The sequence below is a fragment of the Amycolatopsis sp. lyj-112 genome (genome assembly GCF_046549055.1).
In the GTDB taxonomy this organism is placed as follows: Bacteria; Actinomycetota; Actinomycetes; order Mycobacteriales; family Pseudonocardiaceae; genus Amycolatopsis.
Genome location: NZ_JAJPWS010000008.1, coordinates 227909 through 254288 on the forward strand (window position 1 = coordinate 227909; position 26380 = coordinate 254288).

The window sequence follows — 26380 nt, forward strand, 5'->3', positions numbered from 1 at the left end:
CGGCCTCGACTGCCCCGAGGCCGGGCCTTCTCGCGCGTTCACTCCCGAGAAGGAGCGAACCGGCCCTCGCGAGTGATCTTTCGGGACGCTCGCCCCCCGAGGATCGACGTCATGAGCACGAAGATCCTCCACCTCCCCCCGGCCGTGAGTGACACCGAGCGACCGGTTCCCCGCTGGGCGATGCGCCTGGCCTACGCGCTTCCCTGGCTCCTGCTGCCTTCGTGCCTGTGGCGGCTTCCCTTCGCCTTCCACTTCGAGATGGGGCAGCTCCAAGACCGTGGGATGCCGCCGCTCTGGCTGAGCATCCCGTACGTCCTCGCGCTCAGCGTGTTCACCGAAGTGACCGCGATCCTGGCCATCGGGCTCGTCCGCGGCTGGGGTGAGGTGGCTCCCCGGCGGATCCCGTTCATCGGCGGCAAGCGCGTCCGGCCGATGGCGGCCGTGGTCCCCGCCGTCCTCGGTGGCCTGATCCTCACCGCGCTGTTCAGCTCCGTTCCGCTCGGCGGCGACCGACGGCTCACCGTTTTCGGCGTGGCCGAGAGCATCGGATACAGCAGCGACGGCTGGGACGCGCTGGCGACGATATGCATCGCTCCGACCGCGCTCTGGGGACCGATCATCATCGCCCTGGCCCTCGCTTATCACCGCCGTCGCCGGGCCGTTTGAACCACCTCGCGTCGCTGTACGTGTGCAGGGCATCACCTCGTTTAAAGATAACGAAAGGGTAACGGCTAGATCGCGTTTTGAACCGGCTGTGCGTTGGGGCCGTTTCAGCCAACGCGGAGTCAGTGACGCCGGTACTGCCGGTGGCGCATCCCCCGGGCTTCGCGCAACGACACCGAACGAGGTGAACAAGTTCATGCCCCGTAACCAAAGATCCTCCGCTGGCCGTCACCGCATGGCTCGCCGCACGAAGGTCGCCACCGGCGCGATCGCGCTGTCTCTCGCCGTCGGAGGGCTCGTCGTGGTGAACACGACCGGAACCCCCGACGCCGCCAGGGCCGACGGCGCGGACAAGTCGTTCTTCATCGACATCGCGAAAGTCCCCCGCGGCAACAACGTCAACCTCGACCTCGCGAAGCGGGGTGCCCGAGGGACATTCACCGTCGACTGTGGCCGCAACGAGAACGGCCACTTCAACGGCGACAACTTCATCGCCGCGCCCGGCGTCCGCAATGGAGCCCAGCACCTGCACGACTACGTCGGAAACCTTTCGACCAACGCGGATTCGAACAACAAGAGCCTCTCTCGCGCGGGAACCACCTGCAAGAACGGTGACAAGTCGGCCTACTTCTGGCCGGTCATCCGGATCAACGACGAGGAAGAAGCGGAAGCGAACGAGAAGGCGGCCGAGGAGCAGCTCGCCGCCGACCGGGCGAACGCGGCCAAGGACGAGGCCGCCGCCCAGGTCGACTGCCCCGACGTGGTCAGTGAACTCGACGAGGTCCCCGACCAGGCGATGCCCGCGGTCGACGAGAACCTCGACAAGCTCGACCAGGAGTCCGACAACGCGAACAACCAGCTGGCCCAAGGGAAACAGGCCGGCCAGGTGCTCGACGAGCTGAAGAACAAGAGGAAGCCGTCGATCAAGAAGATCAGCGAGACCATGAAGCAGGCGGGAAAGCCGGTCGCGAAGAACGACGACCAGCTCGCCGGGTGCGCCGTGAAGCAGAACGGCCAGGGCGGCCTCGACAATGGCGGCCAGAACAGCAACGTCAACGCCACTGGCGATGTCGAGAAGAAGAAGTCCGACGGCAAGGCCTCCGATCTGCCCCCCGCCGACGACAACAACGAGATCGGCGACAACGAGGGCGAGATCCAGCGTCCCGAGAAGGTGGACCTGACCTTCACCAGCGGTGGCGCCCGCCGCGTCGTCGCGATGCCGAAGTTCCTGCGCGTTCTCTACGGCGACGCCAAGCAGACCACCAACGGTCCGGCCAACGCCCGGCCCAGCTGGACCTGCACCGGCTTCGAAGACCGGCTCACCGAGCTGTACCCGATCTGCCCGCAGGGCAGCAAGGTCGCGCGGATCCACGCGTTCCCGAACTGCTGGGACGGGAAGAACACCGACAGCGCCAACCACCGCACGCATATCGTGTTCTCCGACCGCAACGGGAAATGCCCGCGTGGCTTCAAGAACGTGCCACAGCTGCGGATCACGCTGGTGTACAACATCCCGCTGGACGCCCAGATCGACGGGCACTACGCGGTCGACGCGTTCGACCAGGAGAAGCACAACCCGCGCTCCGACCATGACGACTTCGCGAACGTCATGTCGCAGCGCCTGATGAACCAGCTCGTCAAGTGCGTCAACAGCGGAAAGCGTTGCCGCCAGTAGGAGCTGACGGGGGACTCTCTCTCCCGGAAGTGTCATGAAAGGGTCTTTCAGGACAAGAAACGTCCCGAAAGACCCTTTCATGACACACACCTGCGGGGGCGCGGCGGGGATGACCCGCGCCCCCACCCCCCGCGCCGGGGGTCCGGTTTCTGACCCGGCGTAGGGGTACCGGGCCAGAAACCGGCGAGCGATGCGGCTTGTCCCTCCCGAAAAGCCGCTCCGCCCGGTCTCGGGGCTAGGCCGTCGTCGACAACCTGCTCACTCGGTCGAACACCAGGGCGGACGGCACCGCCGGGCTCACCTCCGCCAGCACCGCGTCGGCGTCCAACCCGGGCAGATGAATCCACGCGCTGTCAGCGAAATCCGGGGTGTTCACGCTCAGCCGGGCGCACCGGGCCGGCGGGATCAACGCGACGCCGAAGGGTTCGACGACGTTGCGCCACACCGATTGCGAGACGATCATTCCCGCGCCGAACTTGTCCCCGGTCGGATCGAGACGGCACCAGTAGCCGACGGCGTCGTTGAACGTCGACGCGCACAGCAGCCGGGTCAGCGTGATGTACGTGCGGTGGTAACGGTGGTTGTCCGCCATCGGTCCCATGTGGACGGCCACGCGCGCTCGCATCGGGACACGGGCGTAGCGGTTACGGGAGCGCAGCAGATGGTCCAGATGGAACACGACCTCGCAGAGCTGTCCGACGGCGCGGTCCGGATACGCGACCATGAGCCCGTCCCCGGTCTCACGAAAGTGGCGTGCTTCCCCCGGCGCGAGCCCAACGGCGTTGAACGAGCGGGAAACCAGCGTCTCCATCTCGGTCTTCATCGGATCCAGCAGGTCATCGCTGGCCTTCGACGAACCGACGATGTCGACGGCGAGCACGGCATGGGTATGCGCGTTGTAATGACCTGAGGTCAGCAACTGCATCTGCGACCCCTCCCTGAATCGGTGAAAACTGGCGGGCAGAAGCAGTGTTCCCACTCCTCACTGGAAGTTCTGTTCGGAACCGAACAGAACTTGACCCCGCGATGTTCAACGCCAGTGAGCTAAGTCACACCTTTTTCCGTGATCACCCTCAACGCGTCACGGTCGATGACCGTGATCGCGCGGCGCGAACTGACCACCACACCGGCCTTCCGGAGCTTGTCCAGCGCCTGCGCGACCATGGTGCGGCCCATCGGGATGAACTGGGCGAGTTCGTCCTGGCTCAAGGGGATCCCGATCCGCCAGCCGGCGGGCGTCCGGATCCCGCAGACGTCGACCAGGTAATCCAGCCGGGTCGCGACCCGGGCCACCGCCTGGGGTTTCCACGACTGTGTCCGCTGCCGCTGCGCGAGCACGAACCGGCGGGCGACACTGACGAGCACTTCCCGCATCGCCACCGGATAGTCCAGCAGGAACCGGTTGAACTCGCTCGCCGCGATGCGTCTGACGTGGACTTCTTCGATGGCGACGACGTCGGCCATCCTGATCCCGCCGGCGATCACCGCGATCTCACCGTGCAGATCGCCGGGCACCCCGACGTCGAGGATCACCGTCGCGCCCATCCGGTCGGCGCTGGTCACCTTCACATAGCCGTGCCGCAGCAGCATGACGAAGTCGCCGGGTTCGCCGGACCTCATCAGTGCCTGTCTGCTCTCATAGGTCTGCGGCGTGCCCATTTCGAGGAGCCGCGCGCGGACGGGTTCGTCCAGCCGCTCCAGGAATGGACGCTCTCGCTCTTCGGCGGCCTCCGGGCCCGAACCCACGAATCACCCTCCCAGGCAGTCGTCAACACCTATCGCGGAGAGTAATCGAATCGGCCACCCGATCCAGCGGCGGAACCGTCATACATGGTGAAGATGCCCAGTCGGACCAGCTCGGACCTGATCCACTCGGCCAGCCTGTGCAACGGTCCGTCTTCGACCTCGACGAAATAACTGTCCACGATCTGATGTCGCCTGTCGGCGTGCTTCGCCGCGTAGAGCAGCGCGGAACGCACCTCCGACACCTTCAGCGGAGCGACTTTCATCCCCGGGCTCGGCCGTACGGTGCTTTTGGCGGCCATCACCGCCAGCACGGCCTCCTCCAGGCTGAACCGGTGCTCCACCGGTACGACCACATGTTCCACGCCCTCGACAACGCGGCGCCCGATCAACGGCATGGTGCCAGATCAGCATGACGCACGGCCGTAGTCTGTTCGGCACCGAACACTCAGCGTGGTTCGGCCGCCTCGATCGCGTCTTCGAGCACTTCTCGGTACAGGCTCATCCGCTCGACGAGCATCACCGGATCCGGGTTCTCGTCCCGCGCGTGTCGCTCCAGCTTCTCAGTGGTCTGCTTCACCGTCACCCGCAGCTCGACGACCGCAGGCGCGTTCTCGCCCGCCCGTTCTTCGAGTCGCGTCACCGCTCGCCGGATGGCCTTCGAAAGCTCCATCTCGCCTGGCTGCACGTTTTCGATGGCCGTCAAGGCCCGCCCGAGCAGGCTGTAGTGGTCGTAGACGGCCGCGGGCTCCGGCGCGCGGAACTCTCTCACCTTCGCCGGCCGTTTGCCGCTCACCACGAAGAACGCGACTTCGGCCGGGACCAGCACGGCGAAACCCGCGGCGGCGCCGAAAAGCCAGGCCTGCGGATGCGGCAAGGTCACCGCGTGCCCGATCAGGACGGCGATGAGCGCGAGCACTCCGGCCACGACGTGGAACGGGCGGTTGTCGGGAGCGGCCATGTCAGAAGTTACTGAAGACGTTGACGAACATCTTGTCGATGCCCTGTGGATCGACGGCCTTGTAGCTGCGCGCCTTGGACTTCTGCGCGATCTCGTCGAGCACGCGGCTGTCCGCCTGCGCGCCGTAGGCCATGGTGAAGATCCGGACGGAGTTGTCCAGTCGCTCGGCGTCGACGTTCTGCAGCACCTGCTCCTTGGTGGTCCCGGCCGCGGTGTTCTCGCCGTCGGTCAGGAAGACGACGGCGTTGATGAGGTTCGAATCGAACTCCCGCCGCATCTTGTCGTTGGCCTCCACCACGGATCTGTAGAGCGCCGTCTCCCCTTGCGGTACCAGATTGTCGACCAGGTCGGCCATCGGGCCCCGGACGTCCTTCACCTTGCCGATCGGCATCTTTTCCTCCGGTCCGTCCGACGAGAACGTCCACAGACCGACCTCGTCTTCGGGATGCAGATACTCGAGCTGCTTCCGGATCGCGGGTTTCAGCAGGTCGATCCGGCGCTCGGAGTAAGGCTTGTCCTTGCGGTTCTTGTCGAACGGTTCCTTCATCGATCCGGACAGGTCCAGCACCAGCAGGATCCGGCCGCGGCGCTGCGTGTACTCCCAGCCGTCGAGCATCTTCTGGATCTGCTCACCGGTGGGTGTCCCGATGCGCTGGGGTTCACCGGTTCCCTTGGCCTTCACGCCCTCGGCCAGTTTCTGAGCGGCGCGGCCCTCCGGATCGCGGAAGCCGAGATCACGAAAGCTGTCCTGCTGCTTGGTTTCCCGCAGGAAATCGGCGAAGTCCTTGGCCGCGGCCTGCTGTTCCGGCGTCGCCTTGGCGGTGGTCAGGATGGGATGGTCGATCAGCATCGTCCCCTCGCGCGGGTGGACGGCGACGAGCGGCCGTTTCAGCCCGACGGGCTTGTCCTGCAGTTGCTTCGGATCCCCTGTCGGCGCGCCGTGGTTGTACAGATAGACCATCTGCTCCTGCATCGCCATCGCGCTGATGTAGGGCGTGGGCTTCTTCTGGTCCTCTTCGTACAGAGTCTTCAGGAAGGCCACCGAATCGTCGCTGTAGTAGGCGACCGAAGCCTCGATGCCACGGACGAACTGCACGGCGTCGGCCGTCTCGATCTTGCCGTAGTCACCGCCGGTCGCCGCGAAGTAGGTCGCGATGGTCGCGGCGAGCCCCGAGGTCGACCGGTGTGGATTGTCCTTGCCCAAGGTGAAGTTCCCCCACTGGGCGTTCGCCCCGGGTTTGGCGGCCCAGCCACCGTTCTGGTTCACCTCGAGCACCTCGCGCCAGCCGATGTCCTTCTCGGGCCAGCCCAGTGCCCTGGCCATCGGCTCCGGCATCGCGATGACCATCGGGCTCGTCGCGAGCGAGGTCTTCGGGCCGGTCTTGATCAGGTCACCTTTGCCGCGCTGGCGGAGCAGATCGAGCCAGAGCGACGAACTCGGCAGCCAGACCTGGGGTTCGGGGTGCTGCTCGTCGATGTCGTTCCAGCCGTCGGCGATGAGGTCGAGCGCGGCGCCCGAGGTCTTCTTGAACGCCTCGACCTTCGCGCACCGGCCGCCGTCGAACGTCCGGCCGGTGTCGTTGTACCGCTCGGCCAGTGCGTGGATCAGGTCGCCCTTCTCCGTGGAAGAACTGGCGACCAGCCGGACGCAGTCGGTCCTTGACGCGTTCGACGGCGCGGAGACCGTGGTCGCGAGCAGGACGATCACCAGCGCCCCGACGAACGCCCCGAAGGCGAGCGAAAGCCAGCCTGATCTCCGCATGCGCCGCCCCCTAGCCGTTGTAGCGGCCAAGTGTAGCTACAAGGTGATTCCCGGTTCCGCCTCCTCGGTCACCAGGTCGCAGGTTTCGAAACTGAAGCGGGCGAGGGTGCCCACCCAATTCCGATAGACCTGTAGATCATCGAAGGATTCGACGTCTAGCCGCCATTCAGGTGGAAAAGCGCCGGTCAAGGATTCCCCGGCGGAAAGCGCGGTGAAGGTCGCTCGTGCGGCCACCGGATCGGACACCAGCAGCGTCAAAAGCACGAGTACCGCCCGATAGGGGCCGCCGACGAAGCGCGTCAGTTCGGCATCGGGAATGCCGATGCGCACGAGCCGGTAGAGATTGACCAGTTTCCGGATCTCCCGCGGCGTGTTCAGCCGTTTCCGCAGCACGTGGACGAAGTCGCGTTCGACCTCGGTGAGCCGCAACCGATCCGGCCGCATGTTGTAGAACGTCGGCGGGGTCTTGTCCTCGACGATGACCTCCACCGGCTCGCCGCTTTCGCCGCGCTCGGAGATTTCCCCGTCCTCCGGCCATTCTTCGTAACCGGGCGAGACCGGTTTCCCGCCTTCGATCGGCATCAGGACGTCGATCAGGTCGTCGGCCGCGGTTCCCATGGGGCGCAACGCGAACACGATCTGGAAGATCTTGTCGAGGTATTCGTCCCGTCGTGCTTCCCCGGCCCCGAACAGCTCCTCGTGGTGCTGGTCGAGGCATCGCCGCAACCATCTCGGATCGACCGCCACCACCACGACGAACGCGGGCAGGGCCAGCAGCAGGTGCACGGCGGCGAGCACCTCGATCACCTTCGACGGCGGGCAGCGGTCGAGGTCGTCGATGTAGAGCACGATCCGTTCCAGCGGCGGCTCTCCCTTGGCGCCTGCCAGCCGCCAGTCCTTCTGCGCGGCGAGGAGATCGGCGCTCAGGTCCGCGAGGTCTTCCCGGACTCGGGCGAAAACCCCTTGGTAGTCCCCATATCTGCCGGTCTTCGCCTCTTCGATCAGATCACCGAGCCGGGTGGCCGCGTCCAGTCGCCGGAGCCGTTCCTCGGTCTCCCGGACCTCGGTCTCGAACCGTTCCGCCCGTTTTTCGACGTCGTACCGCAGCTTGTCCAATGTGGACTTGACGGGGGCGAGGGCGGATCTGGCGGTGGTGAGCGCCGGGGTCAGCACGGCGCCGAGCGCGACGATGGCACCCGCGGCGGCGAGGATCGCGTTGTGCCACCACGCCCATCCGATGATCGTCGCGGCGATGCCGAGCACGCCCGACACCGCGTAGCCCGCGACGGCGAGCCGCCGCCGCCGGCGTTCGGCCCGGTCCACGCCGGAAACCAGCAGCCGCCAGCGCCAGCTGAGCGGGGAATCCGCCTTGATGGCCCGCAGGCTCGCGAGCCGGGTCCGCAGCTCCTCACGTTCGGCACGGACCTCGCCGGCGTCCGCGTGCGTCTCGGGTGCGCCCAGGTTCCGGAACAGGTGATCCACCAGCCCGACCCACAGATGGTCGTCGTGGTACTGCCAGGCGTTGAACCGGATCTGCCGGATCTCACCGGCGAACACGCTGGTGACGGCACCCCCGCGTGAACGCCGGGCCAGTTCGGCCACCCGGTCCGCCACCTGCCGCACGAAACTCGACTTTCCGGAGCCCCAGGGGCCCAGCAGGGCGATGCACAGCGGCGGGCTGGTCTCGCGGTCGGCGATGACCGCGGCGAGGGTGCGCACGTCGTCCTGGAAGCCGATCAGGTCGACCGCGCTTTCGACGTCGGGCGTGATCCGCGGGCGGGCCTTGCCCGGTTTGGGTTCGACGAAACCGGTGCCGTCGATCTGGTTGCCGAAGCGGTCCCACACCCGGATCGTGCGGTCGTCCCCCACCGAGATGATCTTCTCGTTGCCCGCCGTGCAGGCGATCGCGCGGACGTTTCCCGTGTGCCCCTTGAGGAGGGTGTGCTCGGTCGGGTCGTCGATGTCGCGGACGTGGATATCGCCGCCGGAACCGCCGGAGAGCACCAGCTTGCCGTCCGGGCTGAAGGCCAGGGCCCGCACGACCCCGTCGTGCCCGGGGAAGACGAGGGCCGGATCTCCGGTGCGGCCCCACAACCGGACCGTCTCGCCCTCACCGGAGAGCACCCGCGCGCCGTCGGGCGAAACCGCGACCACGTGGACCGTGCCCACGCCGCCGAATCGGTAGTGGGAGACGACTTCCTTGTCCCACAGCCGTACGCCGCCGGTGTCGTCGCCCGCGACCACGACCCGGCCGTCGGGGGTCACCGCGACGGATTCGATCTCCGGGCCGCCGGTACGGAGGCCGCGCACCGTCACGCCGTCCAGCCTTCGGACCTCGACGGTGCTTCCCGCGCCTGATACGGCGAAGTCCTTCGCCACCGCGACCGTGAGAGTCCGTTTGGTGGTCTGAATCTCCGGGGGATGAGCCTCGCCACCGGCGAGCCGCCAGTGCCGCACCGTCGCCCCATCGCAACCGGCCACGTACTGACCCGAGATGCCCACCGCCAGCACCGGCCGATCGTGCCCGCTCAAGGCGAACCGTTGCGCGCCGGTCTCCAGGTCCCATACCCGCACCGTCTTGTCCGCACCACCGGTGACCAGCCGGTTTCCGTACACGGCGACGGCGAGGATGGGTTCTTCGTGTCCGGTGAAACGCGCCATCGTCATAGCTGCACAGTCTTCCGGGCGCGTCAAGATCATGGTTAACGACAGGCGACTATCGGCGGGTTCCGCGACGAGCTTGACAGGTCCTAACATCACGCGGAGGCAACGGAGGACTACTCGGAGAATTCCTCCCGCCAGCACAAAGTGTCGACACTGCTTCGAAATTCCAGCACGCCTTAACGCGAGGAGTTCAACGTGCTTCGACGTACTTTCGCCGCGGTGCTCACCGGCGCCGCGCTCTCCATCTCGGTGCTTTCGGCGCCCACCGCCGGTGCCGCCGAGATCATGGCGACCACCCTGACCTACGACGACAGCCAGGCCGCGGAATTCAAGTCCGCGGTGGCTTCGGGCGTCAACGTGTGGAACACCCAGGTCACCAATGTCCGCCTCGTGAAGGCGACCGCGGGGCAGCGGGTCAACATCCGGGTCATCGCCGACAACGGCTGGCCGCGCGCCACCCTCGGGCCGGTCCGCCCGAGCGGCACGGTCACCGTGTGGATGGGCAGGCAGGCCGTCCAGCAGGGCTACAACACGATCCGGATCGCGGCCCACGAACTCGGCCACAGCCTCGGCCTGCCCGACGTGAAGCCCGGGCCGTGCTCGTCGCTGATGTCCGGCTCCACCGGCGGGGTCAGCTGCACCAACCCGAACCCCAACGCCCAGGAGAAGTCCAGGGTCCAGCAGAACTACGCCGGCACCGCCGTCCGTACCGCCGACACCGGCAAGGTCCTGGTGGACGTCGGCTGATCCCGAGCTAGGGGGTGCCCGCCCGGCACCCCCTAGCCGGTCAGCCCACCGCCGTGATCGCCGCGGCCGGGCACAGTTGCACGGCGTCCCCCGCTTCGGCCGGTTCCGCGTCCAGCAACCGGACCCGGCCGTCCTCCTCGTCCTGATCGAACACCTCGGGCGCGGTCAGCACGCAGTTCCCGGCACCCACACAGCGTTCGCGGTCGACTTCGAGTTTCATCGTGCTCAGTCCCAGGCCACCGGGAGCGCGTGCACCCCGTAGATGTCGGAGTCCGTCCGCAGCGGGACCTCATCGGCCGGAACGGCCAGGCGCAGCCCCGGGAACCGGGTCAGCAGGCCGGTGAACGCGACCGTCATCTGTACCCGCGCGAGTTGCTGGCCGAGGCACTGGTGGACGCCGTGCCCGAAGGACGCGTGCCCGGCGGCGTTCCGGCTGAGATCGAGCCGGTCGGGGTCGGGGAACTTCAGCGGGTCGCGGTTGGCGGCCATCACCGAAAGCGCGACCGACTCCCCCGCCTTGACGACCTGTCCGCCGATCTCGACGTCTTCGAGCGCGGTGCGCACACCGGTGTGCGTGATGCTCAGGTAGCGCAGAAGTTCTTCGACCGCCCCTTCGACACTCTCCGGGTCCTGGCGCAGGCTTTCGAGCTGGTCCGGATGCTGCAGCAACGCGAAGGTGCCCAGCGCCAGCATGTTGGCCGTGGTGTCCAAACCGGCCCCCAGCAAGAGGAACGCGATGCTGGTGAGCTCTTCGTCGGTGAGTTCCGTGGTGGTCAGCTCACCGAGGATGTCGTCGGTCGGCTCGGCTCGTTTGGCCACGACGAGCTTGTAGAGGTACTCCCCGAGGGCGTTGATGGCGGCTTCCTGCTCAGCCAGCGAGGCGTCCGGCCTGTTCAACGGAGCGACGTTGTCGCGGAAGAACTCGTGGTCGACATAGGGGACACCGAGCAGTTCGCAGATCATCAGCGCCGGAATGGGCTGCGCGAACGCCGTCACCAGATCGGACGGCGACCCCTGCCGCTCCATGGCGTCGAGGTACTCCGCGGTCACCTGCTCGACCCGTTCGGTGAGCAGCCGCATCCGGCGGACGGTGAACTTGCCGGTGAGCAGCTTGCGGTAGCGACCGTGCTCGGGTTCGTCCATCTTGATGAACATCCCCGGCGGCGCGGGCGGCAGCTCCCCCGCCATCGCGGCCGCGCCCGGCAGCGGCGAGTGCATCAGCTCCTGCCGTGCGCTGAAACGGGGATCCGCGACGATGTACCGGACGATCGTGTGTCCCGTCGCGAGCCAGCCTTCGTGGCCGCCGGGGTACGTCAGCCGGACGAGCGGGTGCTCGTCTCGCAGCGGGCCGAGTTCGGCGGGCGGATCGAACGGACAGCCCGCGGGCCGTTCGGTGGGCAGTTCCGCGAGATGGGGAACGGACTTCGTCATAGCTGGTCCTCCCAGTTCTTCAGCCATGACCGAAGGCTACGTTGCATTTATCAATCGCTCAAAGCTCGACTCTGGGTCTTTCCTGGTATCAGCTGGTAGATTTCCGAAATCGTTGCAACGGTCTTGTCGATGAACGCAACGCTTCGTTGCACTGACCTGAGGGTGAACGCAAAGGAGGTGTCCCATGCCGGGTGGCAGGCTGACGCCAGAGGAACGGCGGCTGATCGCGACGTGGCTCAAGGACGACCTCGGATACGCCGAGATCGCCCGGCGGCTCGGGCGCCCGACGTCGACGATCAGCCGCGAGGTCGCGCGCAACAGCGGGCATTCCGGTTACCGCGCCGACGAAGCGAGCCGGGTCACCGGCGAGCGGGCGCGCCGCCGCAAACCACTGTCACGGGTCGCACCCACCATCGCGAACGGGTACGGGCGGGACCCGGAGGCCGTGCGCGCCTTCGAAACCGGGTTCGCGGAGATGCTGGTGGCGACCGGGCTGCCGCGGATGGTGTCGCGAGTGCTCGCCTGCCTGGCCGTCAGCGACAACGGCATTCACACCGCCGCCGAACTCGCCCAGCGGCTCCAGGTCAGCCCGGCGTCGATCTCGAACGCCGTCGGCTATCTCGAAACGCAGGCGATGCTCAAACGGGAACGGGACGGGCGGCGGGAACGATACGTCGTCGACGAAGAGATGCCGCAACGGGTGTGGGCCGAGAGCGTCCGTTCGAATCAGGAGTGGGTCAAGATAGCCCGGCGGGGCGCCGAGGTCCTCGGCACGTCGACGCCCGCCGGCGCCCGTATGGACGACCTCGCCCGATTCCACGCGCGTATCAACGAAATCATGCTGGACGACCGCGTCGCGGTGTTCGTCGCCGACGCGCTGACCATGCTCGCCGCGCTCCTGCACGCCGGACGGACACTCGACCTCGGGGCGCTTTCGGCCGCCTTGGGCTGGCCCGCTGAGCGGGTGCTCGACGCGGTGCAGGTCGTCGTCGAGCATCCGCACGTCGCCGGTCCGGTCACCGTGGCCGTCGAGGACGGGACATATCGTGCTGTCCCGCTGACGGACCGGCTCACTCCGGCACAGCTGGCCGCGCTCGGACCGGAATGCGCGTGAGGGTCAGGTGACCTCGCGGATGACCAGCCGCTCCGAAGCCCGTTCGATCGCCGCCTCGACGGCACCGACCCGGTCGGCCAGCAGACCCACGGCGCCGACAGCGCGGCGCATCGGATCCTCGTCGTCCCCGCCGAGCGCCTGCGACCGCAGGTAAGCGGCCTTGACGTCGGCCCACCGCCGCGCCTGCTCCTCACTGAGCCGTCCGCGCAGTTCGGCCAGTTTGAGCAGGTTGGCCTCGGCACCCGAGGTCAGCGTCTGCGCCTCACCGGCGTAATGGTCGTCGATCAGCGCTTCCAGTTCGGCGTCGTTCATCGCCGGGACGATCCGGCCCGCGAGCTTGTTCATGTTCCGGTAGGAACCCTGCAGCTGGAACGGCGGTTCGACCCGGGACGCGTCCGCCTGCGCCGCCGAAGCGATGTAGGCCTTGTTGTTCTTCAGCACCATCCGCTGCAGCCGGCCCAGTTTCCGCAGCACGCCGAGGATCTGCTCCAGTTCCGTCGCCGAGTACGCGTGCTTCAGCTGATCCGTCCGGACCGAACCGTCGCCGCGGGCCAGCCGCACCAGAACGTCCACATCGGACCGTTCACGGGAGACCAGCGGTGCCAGCACCGGGTTCGACGTGAGCGAGTTCTCGATGTAGCTCAGCGCGAACAGCTCGTCCTTACCGGACAGCACATCGCCGAGGTTCCACACGTCCGCGCGGTTGGCGAGCATGTCCGGGATCCGGAACCGCTTGCCCTGCTCGGTGTACGGGTTACCCGCCATGCAGACCGCGAACCGCTTGCCGCGCAGGTCATAGGTCCGCGTACGGCCCTCCCACACGCCTTCCATCCGCCGCTGCGCGTCGCACAGCGAGATGAACTTCTGCAGCAGTTCGGGCGAGGTGTGCTGGATGTCGTCGAGGTAGAGCAGCACGTTGTTGCCCTGCTCCAGCGCGAACGAGATCTTCTCGACCTCCTGGCGCGCGGTCGCGTTGGGCGCGTCCGCCGGGTCGACCGAGGTGACGTCATGCCCGAGCGCGGGCCCGTTCACCTTGACGAACACCAGGCCGAGCCGGCTCGCGACGTACTCCATGAGCGTCGTCTTACCGTAGCCCGGCGGGGAAATGAGCAGCAGCAGGCCGGACTGGTCGGTGCGCCGGGCGTCGCCGGTCGCGCCGAGCTGCTTGGCGAGGTTGTCGCCGATCAACGGCAGGTAGACCTCGTCGAGCAGCCTGTTGCGCACGAACGCGCTCATCACCTTGGGCTTGTACTCGGACAGCCGCAGCCGATCCCGTTCGGCGGCGACCAGTTCGTTGCGCAGCCGCTGATACGCCCGGAAACCCGGTACCCGGTCGCGCCGGAACCGGTGCGTCCTGGCGAGGGTCTCGTCGAGCCGGAGGGTGATCGACCGCTCGGCGATGCGCGGATGCGCGCCGAGCAGACCGTCCACAGTGGCCGAAAGTTCCGCCGAAGAATCGTACCTTGGCAGATCGGCCAGCTCGATCGCGACAGCCTCCGCCAGCTCGTCGCCAGGCAGTTTCGATGCGTCCACAAAGGACTTCAGCCAGGCCTCGGCGAGCTGGTGACGGTCGGCGAGATCGTCGAGCGAACGCAGGTCCTCGGCGAAACTCCGGCGGTCCAGCCGGAACTTGTCGAGCAACATCCGCGCGCCGCCACTGGTGACGAACCCCGGCGACGGGTCGGCCAGCTCCTCGAACAGGTACTCGCCGGCGAATTCGAGGTCCAGCGCGAGTGCCGCGTGCTCGGCGAAAGCGGCGATCGACTCGGTGAATTCCCTTGCCAGCGCGTCGATCGCGGTGGTGTGACCGAACGCCTCCCGCACCCGCGCGAGTGACGCGGCCCGCGTCGTCCACGCGGACTTCGCCGCTTCTTCCGCGCCGAACGCCCAGAACAGCTGGGCGGCCGCCCGGGCGGCGGGCGGGTAGCGCAGCAATCCGGCCGCGGAACGCAGGCGCAGCAACGCGGACAGGATCGCGGTGGCGTCGTGATCGTGCACCCCGCGCGCGTAACCCTCGTCGTACCGGTCCCCCGCGACGCGCCGGACGATCTCGAGCAGGCCGTCCTCTCGCAGTTCCGGCTGGTCGAGCAGGATCGACGTCGCGAGGTACTCGGCGCGGTAGACCTCCGGCGACTCCGAGACCAGCAACTGGTCCCAGTACGGCCGCGTCGCCTCGAACGCCTCGTCCCGCACGGGCGAGCGGTAGTCGGTCCCGGTGATCGCGAACTTCATCCCGCCGTCGTGCGGCACCAGGGTGAGGTCGATGTCCTGGGTGTTGACCGCGAAAGTGTTGCGGCCCAGGCGGATCGTCTCCCCGCCCTCGCCGTAGAGGTCGAGCCTGTCCCGCAGCGCCCGGCCCGCCTCCTGACGGGCGGCCTTCACCCGGCCTTCGAGTTCTTCGGCCCGCACCTGGTCGCCCAGCTGGCGCAGTTCGGCGACGACACTGCGCAGCTTCGAGACCATCGGGTCGGAAGCGAAGTACGTGTTGATCTCGTCGACCGAGCCGAGGGTGCCGACCCGGCGCGTCACGCTCGCGAGGATCCGCTCGGCCGAATCGACCAGCCGATCCGCACGACGTGCCCGCTCGTCGAGCAGCGCCTGCTTGCGCGAGGAGAACGCCTCGTAGACGTCGGTGCGCTTCTCACCCAGTGCGGTCAGGAAGTCGTCGAACTCGCCGAAGCGCGATTCGAGGTTTTCCAGCTGCAGCAGCAATCGGCCCAGCTGCTCGTCGCAGCGGTCCGGGGTGTCCGCGACCGCGAGCCCACCGGTGATCGCCTGCGCGAGCAGCGCGAACTCGGCGGCGAACTCCGCCCGCCCCTCGGTTTCCAGCAGTTCCTTGCGACGCGCGTCGAGGGTGGCCCTGGCCCGGTTGACCCCGCCGATCACCTCGCCGACGCGTTCGAGGATCTTGGTCCGCACCACGGCGTCCGCGATCTCCAGCCCGCCGACGACGTCGGTGAGGACTTCGAGCCCGCCGGACTGTTCGTCCAGCTGCTCGGCGACCGGGACCGCCTCGGCGACGGTCGAGATCGTGCCCGCGGCGGCGATCAGCCTGTCGACTTCGGCGTGGTAGCTCGTGAACGCGTCCTCGCCCTGCAGGAACCGCACGGCCCGTTGCGCGGCCTCACCGAATTCCGTGTCGAGATCGGCGATCAGCTTGTCCACGCGGCCGGTGTCGACATACCGCAGTTCCCGCACGGTGACCAGATGTCCTCGTGCGCGGTGCATTTCGGCGAGCCGGCGCACCCAGGCGTCGGCCGCGTTCAGCGCCTCGCCCCGCACCCTCCGCACCAGCGAAGCGATCTCGGCCGCGGCCTCGTCGACGGCTTCGGCCGCCTGCGTGGTGAGCGACGTGACCGTCTCGAACTCGTCGAGCACCTGCTCGGCGGTGACGCGGACGTCCGACAGCGGCGAACGCAGATCACCGAGTTCGGTCTCGCCGAGCCAGTGGTAGTGGTCGAAGACCCGTGCGCACGCGGCGATCAGCGCCTCGAACACCGCCGCCGACGGCGCCATGTCCTCGACCATCCGGCTGATCGACAGACTGTCAGAGATCCCGCGGACCAGATCGGCGTTGCCGACCCGCTCCAGCGGCCCGGTCCCGGCCGGCTGTGACGCGGCATAGGTGTCCGACTGGAACGGCGTCCGCCACACCTGCATCGGGTGCACGCGGCTCGGTTCGTCGGACATCGCCCGGAACAGCACCATCGTGCCGTCGTCGAACAGCGAGTACCCGTGGCACGGGATCGGGTTCGAGACCGCTTTGCGGATCACGTTGTACGGCAGGAGAAGCGAGCGTCCGTCGGCCCGCGCGTGGAAGACGTAGAGCACGTCCTCCCCGTTGGGCGAGCGGATCACGCGCTCGAATTCGAGACCGTCCACAGTGGTGTCGAAGGTCTTGCTGATCCCCGTGTCGAGGTAGTAACCGCCGGGGAAGATGATGCCGTGATCCTCGGGCAGCCGCTGGCATGCCTGGCCGATCCCGTCGAGGCGCACCACGTCCCGCGTGCGGGTGTTGAACACCAGATACCGGTACTCGGTCTCCTTGTACGGCAGCACCCGCAGCAGGATCAGCGGACCGATCCTGGCATAGGAGACGTCGGCGTCTGCCAAGCTCTGCAGCGGCTCCTCGACCGGTTCGGCGTAGACGCCCTCCCCGGTTTCGGTGTTGTTCTCGATCTTGATCGTCAGGTTGCCGCCGACGGTCTCGACGAACACGTCGTCCTCGATCGAGATATGCGGGTGCCTCCCGAGAACATGGTGCTCACGGGTGGTCTCGATCCACTCGAAGTCGTGCGACGGCGGGAAGACGTGGTCACGCTCGCCCCGACTGTCCACATAGGACAATTTGCCGTCGGCGGCGATCCCCCAGCGCAGCACCCGGATGTCCTCGGTCCGGGGACCGATCTGGAACACCGCGAGCAGCTTGCCCTCCACGCGCCGCAGCTGCAGCAGCTTCGCCTGCCGGTAGTACCGGTACAGCTCGGCGAAATCGCGGACGAACTGCTCGTCACGCAGCAGCCCGGGCACCTCCTCGGCGGGCACGTCGTCGAAGCGGAAGGCGTTCTCGTCATGACTGAAACCGTGCAGCGAGAAGACGTCGTCGACCGTCGTCTCGGGTTTGAGCCCGATGAAGACGTTGTAGCCGAACAACATCCGCCCGCCGACCGAGACGACGTCACGCGGTACGCAGTTGTTCGCGGTGCGGATCCGCTCCGTACCGATCAGGGCGAGCTGCGCGCTGCCGAACACGCCGAGACGCGCCGCGTTGAGCTCGTCCGCGCGTTTCGCCAGTTCGGCGGCCTGTGCGGCGAGCCGGGCGCGGAGCACCTCGTAGGTGCCCGCGTCCAGCTCCGTTCCCACCGCCGGTTCGGTCGCCGTCACTGCTTCGCGGGGGCGAGGGCGGCGACCGACGTCTCGGCGAGGCCGAGCCGCTGCGCCATGGTCAGCAGCTCACGCAGCTTGTCGCTGTCCGGGCCGCCCGCCTGCATCTGCTTGGCCAGGAAGGCCGACAGCGTCAGGTTCTTCACGTCGTCGGTGCTCACCGCGCCGATCAGTTTGGTGAGGTCGTCGGTGAAGCTGCCCGAACCGTCGAGCCACGGCTTCGCGAGCGTCTGGACGACGTCCGAGTTCTCGACGAACCCGTCCACGCTCTTGCCGAGCCCGATCGATCCGATGATCTTCTCGAAGAACATCGTCTCGCCGCCGACGATGTCGATGTCGGCCTTCTCCAGCCCGATCCCGAGGACCGTGGCCTGCGCCTCGGCGACCTCGCGCTGCACGTTGAGCGCGGCGAGCCGGATCTCCTTCTCCGCCTCCAGTCGCAGGCGGTACTCCTCGTGCTGACGGCTGGCGGCGTCGAGAGAGGCCATTGCGGCGGCTTTCGCGGTGAGGCCCTCGGCCTCGCCCGTGAGCTTGTCGCGCAACGCGTCGGCGATCACGATCGCCCTCTCGCGTTCGACGATCGTCTCGGCGCGGCCGACCTTCTCCAGCGCGACGGCGTCGCGTTCTCTGACCTGCGCCGCGGCCAGGCCGATGGCGGCCTCCTCGGCCTGGATGCCTTCCGCCAGGCGGATCTTCGCCCGGGTCTCCAGCTCGGCGGCCTGCTGGCGCGCCTCGGCCAGCGTCAGTTCCTCGCGGGCCTTGTGCTTCGACGCCGCCTCGGCGGCCTCGGCCGCCTTGATGTCCTTGACCAGGCTCTCCTGCGCCTGCGCCTCGGCCCGGATGATGATGGCCTCGCTCTGGCGCTGCGCCTCTTCGACGACGCGGAGCTTCTTGATGATCTCTTCCTGCTCCGCCACCGTCTTCTCGACCGCGATCCGCTCACGGATCACCTCGGCGATGGACCGCTTCTCGGTCTCGACTTCCTTGTCCTTCGAGATCCGGGAAAGCTCGGTCTCGCGCTCGCGGCCGATGACCTCCAGCAGCCTGTCCTTCTCGATGCGCTCGCTCTCGATGGCGATGACGCGCTCGCGGTTCTTGCCCGCGACCTCGATCTCACGCTGCTGGTTCTGATGCTGGATACCGAGATGCTCGTCGGTGCGCAGCTGCGCGGCCTGCGACTTGAGCCGCTCCTCCGCCTGCACCTTGGCGATCTCGGCCTCTTCGCGCGCCCGCATGGTCTCGACCTCGCGGCGCTGCTTGATCTCGGCGTCGGCCTGGCGCCGCTCCAGTTCGAGGATCGCCTCCTTGGCGTCCACGTTCTGGCGGGTGATCTCTTTTTCCTCGCCACGGCGGAACTCGTTGGTGCGCACGTGCTCGATCGCGGTCAGCTCGGTGATCTTGCGGATACCCTGCGCGTCGAGGATGTTCGCCGAGTCGAGCTGTGACATCGGTGTCTGCTCGAGGTAGTCGATCGCCGCGTCTTCGAGGCTGTACCCGTTGAGGTCGGTGCCGATGACCCGGATGATCTGGTCACGGAACTCGTGGCGCTTGGTGTAGAGATCCACGAAGTCGAGCTGCTTGCCGACGGTCTTCAACGCCTCGGAGAACTTCGCGTTGAACAGTTCCTGCAGCGTCGCCTCGTCGCTCGCGCGTTCGGTGCCGATCGCCTGCGCGACCTTGATCACGTCTTCGACGGTCTTGTTGACCCGCACGAAGAACGAGATCCGGATGTCCGCGCGGATGTTGTCGCGGCAGATCAGGCCTTCCCGCCCGGTGCGGGTGATTTCCATCGCCTTGACCGAAGTGTCCATGATCTCGGCCTTGTGCAGCACCGGCATCACGATCGCGCCGGTGAAGGTGACGTCGACCCGGCGGACCTTCGAGATGATCAACGCCTTGCCCTGCGGCACCTTTTTGAACAGCCTGCTGATGATGAAGAGCAAAACAAGGAGGATGACAACTACCACGGCGATCAGAACGCCGGCCCCCACGCTGATGGCACCCATACTGTTCCTTTTCTACTTTCAGATGTCCAAGGACTCGACCCAGAAGAATTCACCTTCGGAGTCGTAGTCATAGAGAACTACGCGGCTACCCGCGCCGAGGTTGCCTTGCCCCGCCTGACGAACATCGACGATCGCCGACGAACCGTCGACGGCGGTGACTTCGGCCTGGCCGAAGTCGTGCGTCACGGACGAGGTGCGGATGACCGCGGGGCGGCCGACGAAATCCCGCCTGCTCGGTTCCTTCGCGGGACCGAAAACGCGACGTAGTGGCACCACGATCACCCGCGTCCCGAGTGTGCCGAGCACGAGTGCGACGACGACCACGCCGGCACCGAGCCCGAGCCGCGACGGTGCCGAAAGCTCCATGTCATCGAGAAGAACCGTCCCTGCCAGGCTGACGAACCAGGTGAATGCGATCAGCAAAGAGAGCGAAAGGGACAGTGGGACCCCGCCGAAGCCGGCCAGGAGCCCCTCGCCCCCGTCGAATCCGACGGCGTCGTCGATGTCCACGGCGCCGAACAGTGCCAGCAGCCAATAGCCGATCACCACGATCAGCAGAAAGCTGAAGAGCACGGCCGGAAACCCCAGAGCCGCGGTGACGAACCCGCCCATCGCCGTCGTTCCCTCCCCCGATACCCCGAGGCAGGACTATAACCAGCGCGTGACCCCGGGCGTGCGGTTTTCGGCTACGAGTGGGTCACGGTGTGCGGAAGCGTGCGGAGTCCCTTGTGGATCTTCGGTCCCTCGTGAGGGAGTCACGCGTTTAGTCCTCTAATGGCGCCTTTCCCGCACCCGGGCCGCGCCGCGAAGGCCACTTTCCGGGCATCTGACGCCCCGAAAGTGGCTTTCGCGGCACCCCTGGGCCGAAGGCGTGACTCACGTGATCAAGCACGGAACACACGTGAGTGGATGCCGCACTCGTGTGTACGGCGTCTGATCACGTGAGATCCGTCTCTGATCACGCGAGTGCGGTCCCGCGCTCCGCGTCGTCCGTCTGGACACGCGCGCCGTCCTTCCAGTCACGCGTTTAGTCCTCTAATGGCGCCTTTCGCGGCCACCGTGCGTGCCGGGTGCCCACGCGTTTAGTCCTCTGGTTGCGCGGTGCGGACGCGGAGGGTTACGCCTCTTGGCCGTGCCGAAGCCATCCGGTTGGCCCTGTCGCGCCATCGAGCCGACCCCTACTCTCCAGTATTGAGAGTGACACAGGACACACCACGGTCTTGGGAGGCTCCATGGGGTGGCACGTTCGCGAGGTGATCGACGGGGATCAGCGCGAACGGCGGATCCGGCACGTCACCCGATGTCTGAGCTGCACGCTCACCTGCATCCATTGTGGACTTCCGGCGAGATTCTCCCTTCCCCCCGGACATCCGGGACTCGGCGTCGTCGAACACCTCCCCGGCGCGACCACCCCGGGACTCCCGGATCTCGCCCTCCTGCACCGATTCTGCCGCGACGACCTGAACCAGAACGCCGGCATCGCACTCAGACGCGCCTATCTCGGACTGGCGACCGAACTCTTCGAAACGGGGCGACGGATCCGTCGCCACCGAAGACTGGGCGTGCATCCGCCACGACCGGGACATCTCGAGGCCTACCGGAAACGGTGGCGTGTGGCCAAAATGCGGTACGCCTGCAAGGCGTGCCGGTACTACACCGGCTCTCACTGAGCCGATTCTCCCCCGGAGGGCTCGTGCTCGTTCGTCTCATCCTCGGCCTGCTCATCACGGTCGTCGGCCTCGGTTTCGCCGCCCGTCGCGCCGCTTGGCTCAGCAAACTGATCCGCTCCGGGCAGCCGGACGAGAAACGCTCGGACGTCATGGCCACCCGCGCGAAAACGCATCTGGCCGAGGTCTTCGGGCAACGCAAACTGCTGAAATGGTCGGTCCCCGGCGTCGCGCACCTGTTCACGTTCTGGGGTTTCGTGATCCTCGGCTCGGTGTACGTCGAGGCGTACGGCGCGCTGTTCGACCACGACTTCCACATCCCGTTCATCGGGCACTGGGCGGTTCTCGGCTTCCTGCAGGATTTCATCGCGGTCGCGGTGGTCGCCTCGCTCGCGGTGTTCGCGGTGATCCGGATCCGGCAGGCCCCGGAACGCAAGGATCGCGCGTCCCGTTTCTACGGCTCGCACACCGGCGGTGCCTGGCTGATCCTGTTCATGATCTTCAACGTCATCTGGACGATGTTCTTCTTCCGCGGCGCGTCGGCGGCGGTCGGCGTCTTCCCGTACGAGTCGGGCGCGTGGGTCTCCCTCGGCGTGGGCGAACTCCTGGAGCCGCTGGGTCTCTCGGTGAACGAACCACTGGAGACCATCGGGCTGCTGCTGCACATCGGCGTGATGCTGGCGTTCCTGTCGATCGTGCTGTATTCCAAGCACCTGCACATCTTCCTGGCGCCGATCAACGTCACCGCCAAACGGCTCCCGGACGCGCTCGGCCCGCTGCTGCCGATGGAATCGGCGGGCAAGGCGATCGACTTCGAGGATCCCGGCGAGGACGACACCTTCGGCCGCGGCAAGATCGAGGATTTCACCTGGAAGGGCATGCTCGACTTCGCCACCTGCACCGAATGCGGTCGCTGCCAGTCGCAGTGCCCGGCGTGGAACACCGGGAAACCGTTGTCCCCCAAGCTGTTGATCATGGATCTGCGTGACCACCTCTTCGAGAAGGCGCCGTACATCCTCGACGGCAAGGAGGCTCCCGAAGAGCGTCCGCTCGTCGGCACCAAGGAGGACTTCGGCGTCATCGATCCGGAGGTCCTGTGGTCCTGCACCTCCTGCGGGGCGTGCGTCGAACAGTGCCCGGTGGACATCGAGCACGTCGATCACATCGTGGACATGCGCCGCTACCAGGTGATGATCGAGTCGGCGTTCCCGAGCGAACTCGGTGTCCTGTTCAAGAACCTGGAGACCAAGGGAAACCCCTGGGGCCAGAACAACTCCGACCGCCTGGCCTGGACGAAGGACCTCGGTTTCGACGTGCCGATCTTCGACGGCGAACTCGCCGCGGACGTCGAGTACGTCTACTGGGTCGGCTGTGCGGGCGCTTTCGACGACAACGCCCGCAAGACCGTCCGCGCCACCGCGGAACTGCTGCACATGGCCGGGGTGAAGTACACGATCCTCGGCACCGACGAGTCGTGCACGGGCGACCCGGCCCGGCGGTCCGGCAACGAGTTCCTGTTCCAGATGCTCGCGCAGCAGACCGTCGAGACCCTCAACGCGGTCTTCGAGGGCCGCGAGCCGGGTACCCGCAAGATCGTCACCACCTGCCCGCACTGCATGAACACCCTCGGCCGCGAGTACCCGCAGCTGGAGGGGCACTACGAGGTGGTGCACCACACGCAGCTGCTGAACCGGCTGGTCCGCACCGGCAAGCTGACCCCGGTCAAACCGGTCGACGCCGGACCGGTGACCTACCACGACCCCTGCTACCTGGGCCGCCACAACAAGGTCTACGAACCGCCGCGCGAACTCGTCGGCGCGACCGGCGCCACCCTGAGCGAGATGCCCCGGCACGGCGACCGCTCGATGTGCTGCGGCGCCGGTGGCGCGCGGATGTGGATGGAAGAGCAGATCGGCAAGCGCATCAACCTCGACCGCGTCGACGAGGCGCTCGGGACGGACGCCGAGACCATCGTCACCGGCTGCCCGTTCTGCCGCGTGATGCTGAACGACGGCCTCGTGCAGCGGCAAAGTGAGCAGCGTGGCCAGAACGTCACCGTGCGCGACGTTTCCCAGCTCTTGCTGGAGTCCGTCAGGGAGCCGGACCGGACCGCCACGGAGAGATAAGGCACACGAGAGTTGGAAGTTCGGCGTGCCGAACTCTAGACTCACGGGATGGCGAATCTGTTCAAGGCCGTCTGCGCGGCGTCGGCGTCGATGCTCGTCCTCGCCGCGTGCGGCGGCCCCGCCGGCGGACAGGATGACGGGCGCCCGGTCGTGCTGACCACGTTCACCGTCCTCGCGGACGTCGCCTCGAACGTCGCGGGCGACAAGCTCAAGGTCGAGTCGATCACCAAGCCCGGCGCCGAGATCCACGGTTACGAGCCGACCCCGGACGACATCAAGAAGGCCACCAAGGCCGACCTGATCCTCGACAACGGCCTGAACCTGGAGGCGTGGTTCGCCCGGTTCGTCTCCGAGATCGACGCGCCGCACAAGGTGGTCAGCGAGGGCGTCCAGCCCATCGCCATCGGCGAAGACACCTACCAGGGCAAGCCGAACCCGCACGCGTGGATGTCCCCGAAGAACGTCGGGATCTACGTGGACAACATGGTCAAGGCCTTCAGCGAACTCCGCCCCGGCCACGCGGCCGTGTTCAAGGCGAACGGCGACGCCTACAAGCAGAAACTGCAGCAGGTGCAGGACGAGATGACCGGTGCGCTGAGCGGCCTGCCCGCCAACGAGCGCGCCCTGGTGACCTGCGAGGGCGCCTTCTCCTATCTGGCGCGCGACGCCGCCCTCACCGAGCGGTACATCTGGGCGGTCAACGCCGAACAGCAGGCCACCCCGCAGCAGATCACCCGCGCCATCGAATTCGTCAAGCAGAACAAGGTCCCCGCGGTCTTCTGCGAGTCGACCGTCTCCGACGCCCCGATGCGCCAGGTCGTCTCGGCCACCGGCGCCGCGTTCGGCGGCGTCCTCTACGTCGATTCCCTGTCCGGCCCCGAAGGCCCGGTGCCGACCTACCTCGACCTCATCCGCCACGACTCGAAGACGATCGTGGCCGCGCTGACCGGGGCGAAGCCGTGACCGCCGCGATCCGCGTCGAGAACGTCACCGTCCACTACGGCGAGGTCCTCGCCCTCGACGGAGTCGACGTCACGCTCGAACGCGGCCGCGTCTGCGGACTGGTCGGGATGAACGGCTCGGGCAAATCGACGCTATTCAAGGCGATCATGGGGATGGTCCGGCCGGACACCGGCACCGTCAGCATCGACGGCGGCACACCCGCGCGCGCCCGCAAGACCGGCCTGATCGGCTATGTACCGCAAAGCGAAGACGTCGACTGGTCGTTCCCGCTGTCGGTGCGCGACGTCGTGATGACCGGCCGCTACGGGCACCTCGGGTTCACCCGTCGGCCCCGGCGAGCCGACCACGAAGCCGTCGAGCACGCGCTGGAACGGGTCGAACTGACCGAACTCGCCGGACGGCAGATCGGCCAGTTGTCCGGCGGGCAGCGCAAACGCGCGTTCGTCGCCCGCGGTATCGCCCAAGGCGCGCAGGTCCTGCTGCTGGACGAGCCGTTCGCCGGCGTCGACAAACGGTCCGAGGCCACGATCACCCGGCTGCTGAAGGAACTCGCGGCCGACGGTGCCGCCGTCCTGATCTCCACCCACGACCTGCACGCGCTGCCGGGACTGGCCGACGAGGCGATCCTGCTGATGCGGAAGGTGCTCGCGCACGGCGCCCCCGGCGACGTGCTCCGGCCCGAGAACCTCGCGCTGGCCTTCGGGCTCGATGTCCTGCAACGGGAAGAGGAACACGCGTGAACCTCTACGACCTGTTCCTCGAACCGCTGAGCTACGACTTCATGGTGCGGGCGCTGGCCTCCACGGTCGTCGCGTCCCTGGTCTGCGCGGTGCTCTCCTGCTGGCTGGTGCTCATCGGCTGGTCGCTGATGGGCGACGCGGTCTCCCACGCGGTGCTGCCCGGCGTCGTGCTCGCCTACATCCTCGGCGCGCCCTTCGCGCTCGGCGCCGTCGTGTTCGGTTTCCTCGCCGTGGCCCTGATCGGCGTCGTCCGCGACACCAGCCGGGTCAAGGAGGACGCCGCGATCGGCATCGTGTTCACCACGCTGTTCGCGCTCGGCCTGGTGCTGATCTCGGTGACGCCGAGCCAGACCGACCTCAACCACATCATCTTCGGCAACCTGCTCGGCGTCGACACCTCGGATCTCATCCAGATCGGCATCCTGGGTGCGATCACACTGGCGCTGCTCGTGCTCAAACGCCGCGATTTCACCTTGTACGCCTTCGATCCCACGCACGCGCACGCGATCGGGCTGAACCCGCGGCTGCTCGGTGCCGCGCTGCTGGGCCTGCTCGCGCTGACGTCGGTGGTGGCGCTGCAGGTGGTCGGCGTGATCCTGGTGGTGGCGATGCTGATCATCCCGGGCGCGACGGCGTATCTGCTGACCGACCGGTTCGGCCGCATGCTGGTGATCGCGCCGGCGTTCTCGGTGCTCGCCGCGGTGGCCGGGCTGTACCTGAGCTACCACCTCGACACCGCGTCCGGCGGGATGATCGTGCTGGTGCAGGGCGCCGGATTCACGCTGGTGTACCTGTTCGGGCCGCGGCACGGGATCGTCGGGAAGCGGCTGGCCAAGCGCAGGCGGGAAACGGCGCGAGCGGTGTAACCGGTCAGCTCCGGCGGCGTCCCGGAGTCTGCGGGGGATGGGTTCACGTGGATGGACGTCACCCGTGATCGGGCGGCGATCACCCGTGATCGGGCGGCGATCTCGCGTGATTGAGTGGCGATCTCGCGTGATCGGACGGACGACACGCCCGCTACCGGATTCCGGCACGTGTTCGCTGCCCCATCACGCGTGTGCGCCGTCCAGTCACGCGAGATCGCCCTCCAATCACGCGTGGCGTCCCTGGGATCACGCTAGGAGCGCTTCTCGCGTCCATGAAGGCACACTGCACGCGGGTGTAACCGGACAATCACGCCGCGCTCTGTGTCACTCACGACATCGGTGTGGCCGGCCTCTTAGGTTAGGCTCCC

General features: G+C 67.2%; 20 protein-coding genes. 9 read left to right on the top strand and 11 right to left on the bottom strand.

Annotation, left to right across the window (positions count from 1 at the left end; translation table 11 throughout):
• The first annotated feature begins 111 nt into the window (after positions 1 to 111).
• The gene (locus tag ACLJRL_RS26065) at positions 112 to 666 is read left to right on the top strand and encodes a hypothetical protein (protein ID WP_410658898.1); all 555 of its coding nucleotides are present in this window, start codon (positions 112 to 114) and stop codon (positions 664 to 666) included.
• Positions 667 to 898: 232 nt separating this feature from the next.
• On the top strand, positions 899 to 2338 hold the full coding sequence (locus tag ACLJRL_RS26070; protein WP_410658899.1) for a DUF1996 domain-containing protein: 1440 nt from the start codon (positions 899 to 901) through the stop codon (positions 2336 to 2338).
• Positions 2339 to 2573: 235 nt separating this feature from the next.
• Here the strand turns inward: ACLJRL_RS26070 and ACLJRL_RS26075 are convergent, their stop codons facing one another.
• From ACLJRL_RS26075 to ACLJRL_RS26100, 6 genes are all read right to left on the bottom strand, one after another.
• The gene (locus tag ACLJRL_RS26075; RefSeq protein WP_410658900.1) at positions 2574 to 3263 is read right to left on the bottom strand and encodes a hypothetical protein; all 690 of its coding nucleotides are present in this window, start codon (positions 3261 to 3263) and stop codon (positions 2574 to 2576) included.
• 119 nt (positions 3264 to 3382) lie between these two features.
• A complete protein-coding gene (locus ACLJRL_RS26080) occupies positions 3383 to 4084 on the bottom strand; it encodes a Crp/Fnr family transcriptional regulator (RefSeq protein WP_410658901.1) in 702 nt (233 codons plus the stop codon).
• A 29-nt stretch (positions 4085 to 4113) separates the two neighbouring features.
• Positions 4114 to 4479 carry a hypothetical protein gene (locus tag ACLJRL_RS26085; RefSeq protein ID WP_410658902.1) on the bottom strand — a complete coding sequence of 122 codons (366 nt, stop codon included), beginning with the start codon at positions 4477 to 4479 and terminating at the stop codon, positions 4114 to 4116.
• 50 nt (positions 4480 to 4529) lie between these two features.
• A complete protein-coding gene (locus ACLJRL_RS26090; protein ID WP_410658903.1) occupies positions 4530 to 5042 on the bottom strand; it encodes a hypothetical protein in 513 nt (170 codons plus the stop codon).
• Between the two features lies 1 nt (position 5043).
• The gene (locus tag ACLJRL_RS26095) at positions 5044 to 6804 is read right to left on the bottom strand and encodes a substrate-binding domain-containing protein (RefSeq protein ID WP_410658904.1); all 1761 of its coding nucleotides are present in this window, start codon (positions 6802 to 6804) and stop codon (positions 5044 to 5046) included.
• Positions 6805 to 6840: 36 nt separating this feature from the next.
• Positions 6841 to 9471: a P-loop NTPase fold protein gene (locus ACLJRL_RS26100; RefSeq protein WP_410658905.1), complete on the bottom strand. Its 2631-nt coding sequence runs from the start codon at positions 9469 to 9471 to the stop codon at positions 6841 to 6843.
• Positions 9472 to 9663: 192 nt separating this feature from the next.
• On the opposite strand from ACLJRL_RS26100, the gene ACLJRL_RS26105 reads away from it, so the two are divergent.
• Entirely contained in the window at positions 9664 to 10215 is a 552-nt protein-coding gene (locus tag ACLJRL_RS26105) for a snapalysin family zinc-dependent metalloprotease (protein ID WP_410658906.1), read from the top strand.
• A gap of 40 nt (positions 10216 to 10255) precedes the next feature.
• On the opposite strand, the gene ACLJRL_RS26110 is transcribed toward ACLJRL_RS26105, so the two are convergent.
• Positions 10256 to 10435, bottom strand: a complete 180-nt coding sequence (locus tag ACLJRL_RS26110; protein WP_410658907.1) for a ferredoxin — start codon at positions 10433 to 10435, stop codon at positions 10256 to 10258.
• A 5-nt stretch (positions 10436 to 10440) separates the two neighbouring features.
• Complete coding sequence (locus tag ACLJRL_RS26115) at positions 10441 to 11646, bottom strand: cytochrome P450 (RefSeq protein WP_410658908.1); 1206 nt, start codon at positions 11644 to 11646, stop codon at positions 10441 to 10443.
• A 184-nt stretch (positions 11647 to 11830) separates the two neighbouring features.
• On the opposite strand from ACLJRL_RS26115, the gene ACLJRL_RS26120 reads away from it, so the two are divergent.
• Positions 11831 to 12760, top strand: coding sequence for a helix-turn-helix domain-containing protein (locus ACLJRL_RS26120; protein ID WP_410658909.1), 930 nt, complete (start codon positions 11831 to 11833; stop codon positions 12758 to 12760).
• Positions 12761 to 12763: 3 nt separating this feature from the next.
• Here the strand turns inward: ACLJRL_RS26120 and ACLJRL_RS26125 are convergent, their stop codons facing one another.
• The 3 genes from ACLJRL_RS26125 to ACLJRL_RS26135 all read right to left on the bottom strand — a co-directional run bounded on the left by ACLJRL_RS26125 (position 12764) and on the right by ACLJRL_RS26135 (position 20262).
• Complete coding sequence (locus tag ACLJRL_RS26125) at positions 12764 to 17623, bottom strand: DNA repair ATPase (protein WP_410658910.1); 4860 nt, start codon at positions 17621 to 17623, stop codon at positions 12764 to 12766.
• 17 nt (positions 17624 to 17640) lie between these two features.
• Positions 17641 to 19587, bottom strand: coding sequence for a flotillin family protein (locus tag ACLJRL_RS26130; RefSeq protein ID WP_410658911.1), 1947 nt, complete (start codon positions 19585 to 19587; stop codon positions 17641 to 17643).
• An 81-nt stretch (positions 19588 to 19668) separates the two neighbouring features.
• On the bottom strand, positions 19669 to 20262 hold the full coding sequence (locus tag ACLJRL_RS26135; protein WP_410658912.1) for a hypothetical protein: 594 nt from the start codon (positions 20260 to 20262) through the stop codon (positions 19669 to 19671).
• A gap of 620 nt (positions 20263 to 20882) precedes the next feature.
• Between ACLJRL_RS26135 and ACLJRL_RS26140 the strand changes: the two genes are divergently transcribed.
• The 5 genes from ACLJRL_RS26140 to ACLJRL_RS26160 are packed head-to-tail and all read left to right on the top strand — an operon-like array spanning position 20883 to position 26012.
• Positions 20883 to 21320, top strand: coding sequence for a hypothetical protein (locus tag ACLJRL_RS26140; protein WP_410658913.1), 438 nt, complete (start codon positions 20883 to 20885; stop codon positions 21318 to 21320).
• 23 nt (positions 21321 to 21343) lie between these two features.
• Positions 21344 to 23443, top strand: coding sequence for a (Fe-S)-binding protein (locus tag ACLJRL_RS26145; RefSeq protein ID WP_410658914.1), 2100 nt, complete (start codon positions 21344 to 21346; stop codon positions 23441 to 23443).
• 48 nt (positions 23444 to 23491) lie between these two features.
• Positions 23492 to 24406 carry a metal ABC transporter substrate-binding protein gene (locus ACLJRL_RS26150; RefSeq protein WP_410658915.1) on the top strand — a complete coding sequence of 305 codons (915 nt, stop codon included), beginning with the start codon at positions 23492 to 23494 and terminating at the stop codon, positions 24404 to 24406.
• Positions 24403 to 25146, top strand: a complete 744-nt coding sequence (locus ACLJRL_RS26155; protein ID WP_410658916.1) for a metal ABC transporter ATP-binding protein — start codon at positions 24403 to 24405, stop codon at positions 25144 to 25146. Before ACLJRL_RS26150 ends, ACLJRL_RS26155 begins: the two co-directional genes overlap by 4 nt.
• Positions 25143 to 26012: a metal ABC transporter permease gene (locus ACLJRL_RS26160; protein ID WP_410658917.1), complete on the top strand. Its 870-nt coding sequence runs from the start codon at positions 25143 to 25145 to the stop codon at positions 26010 to 26012. The genes ACLJRL_RS26155 and ACLJRL_RS26160 overlap by 4 nt, the downstream gene beginning before the upstream one ends.
• Positions 26013 to 26380 lie beyond the last annotated feature (368 nt).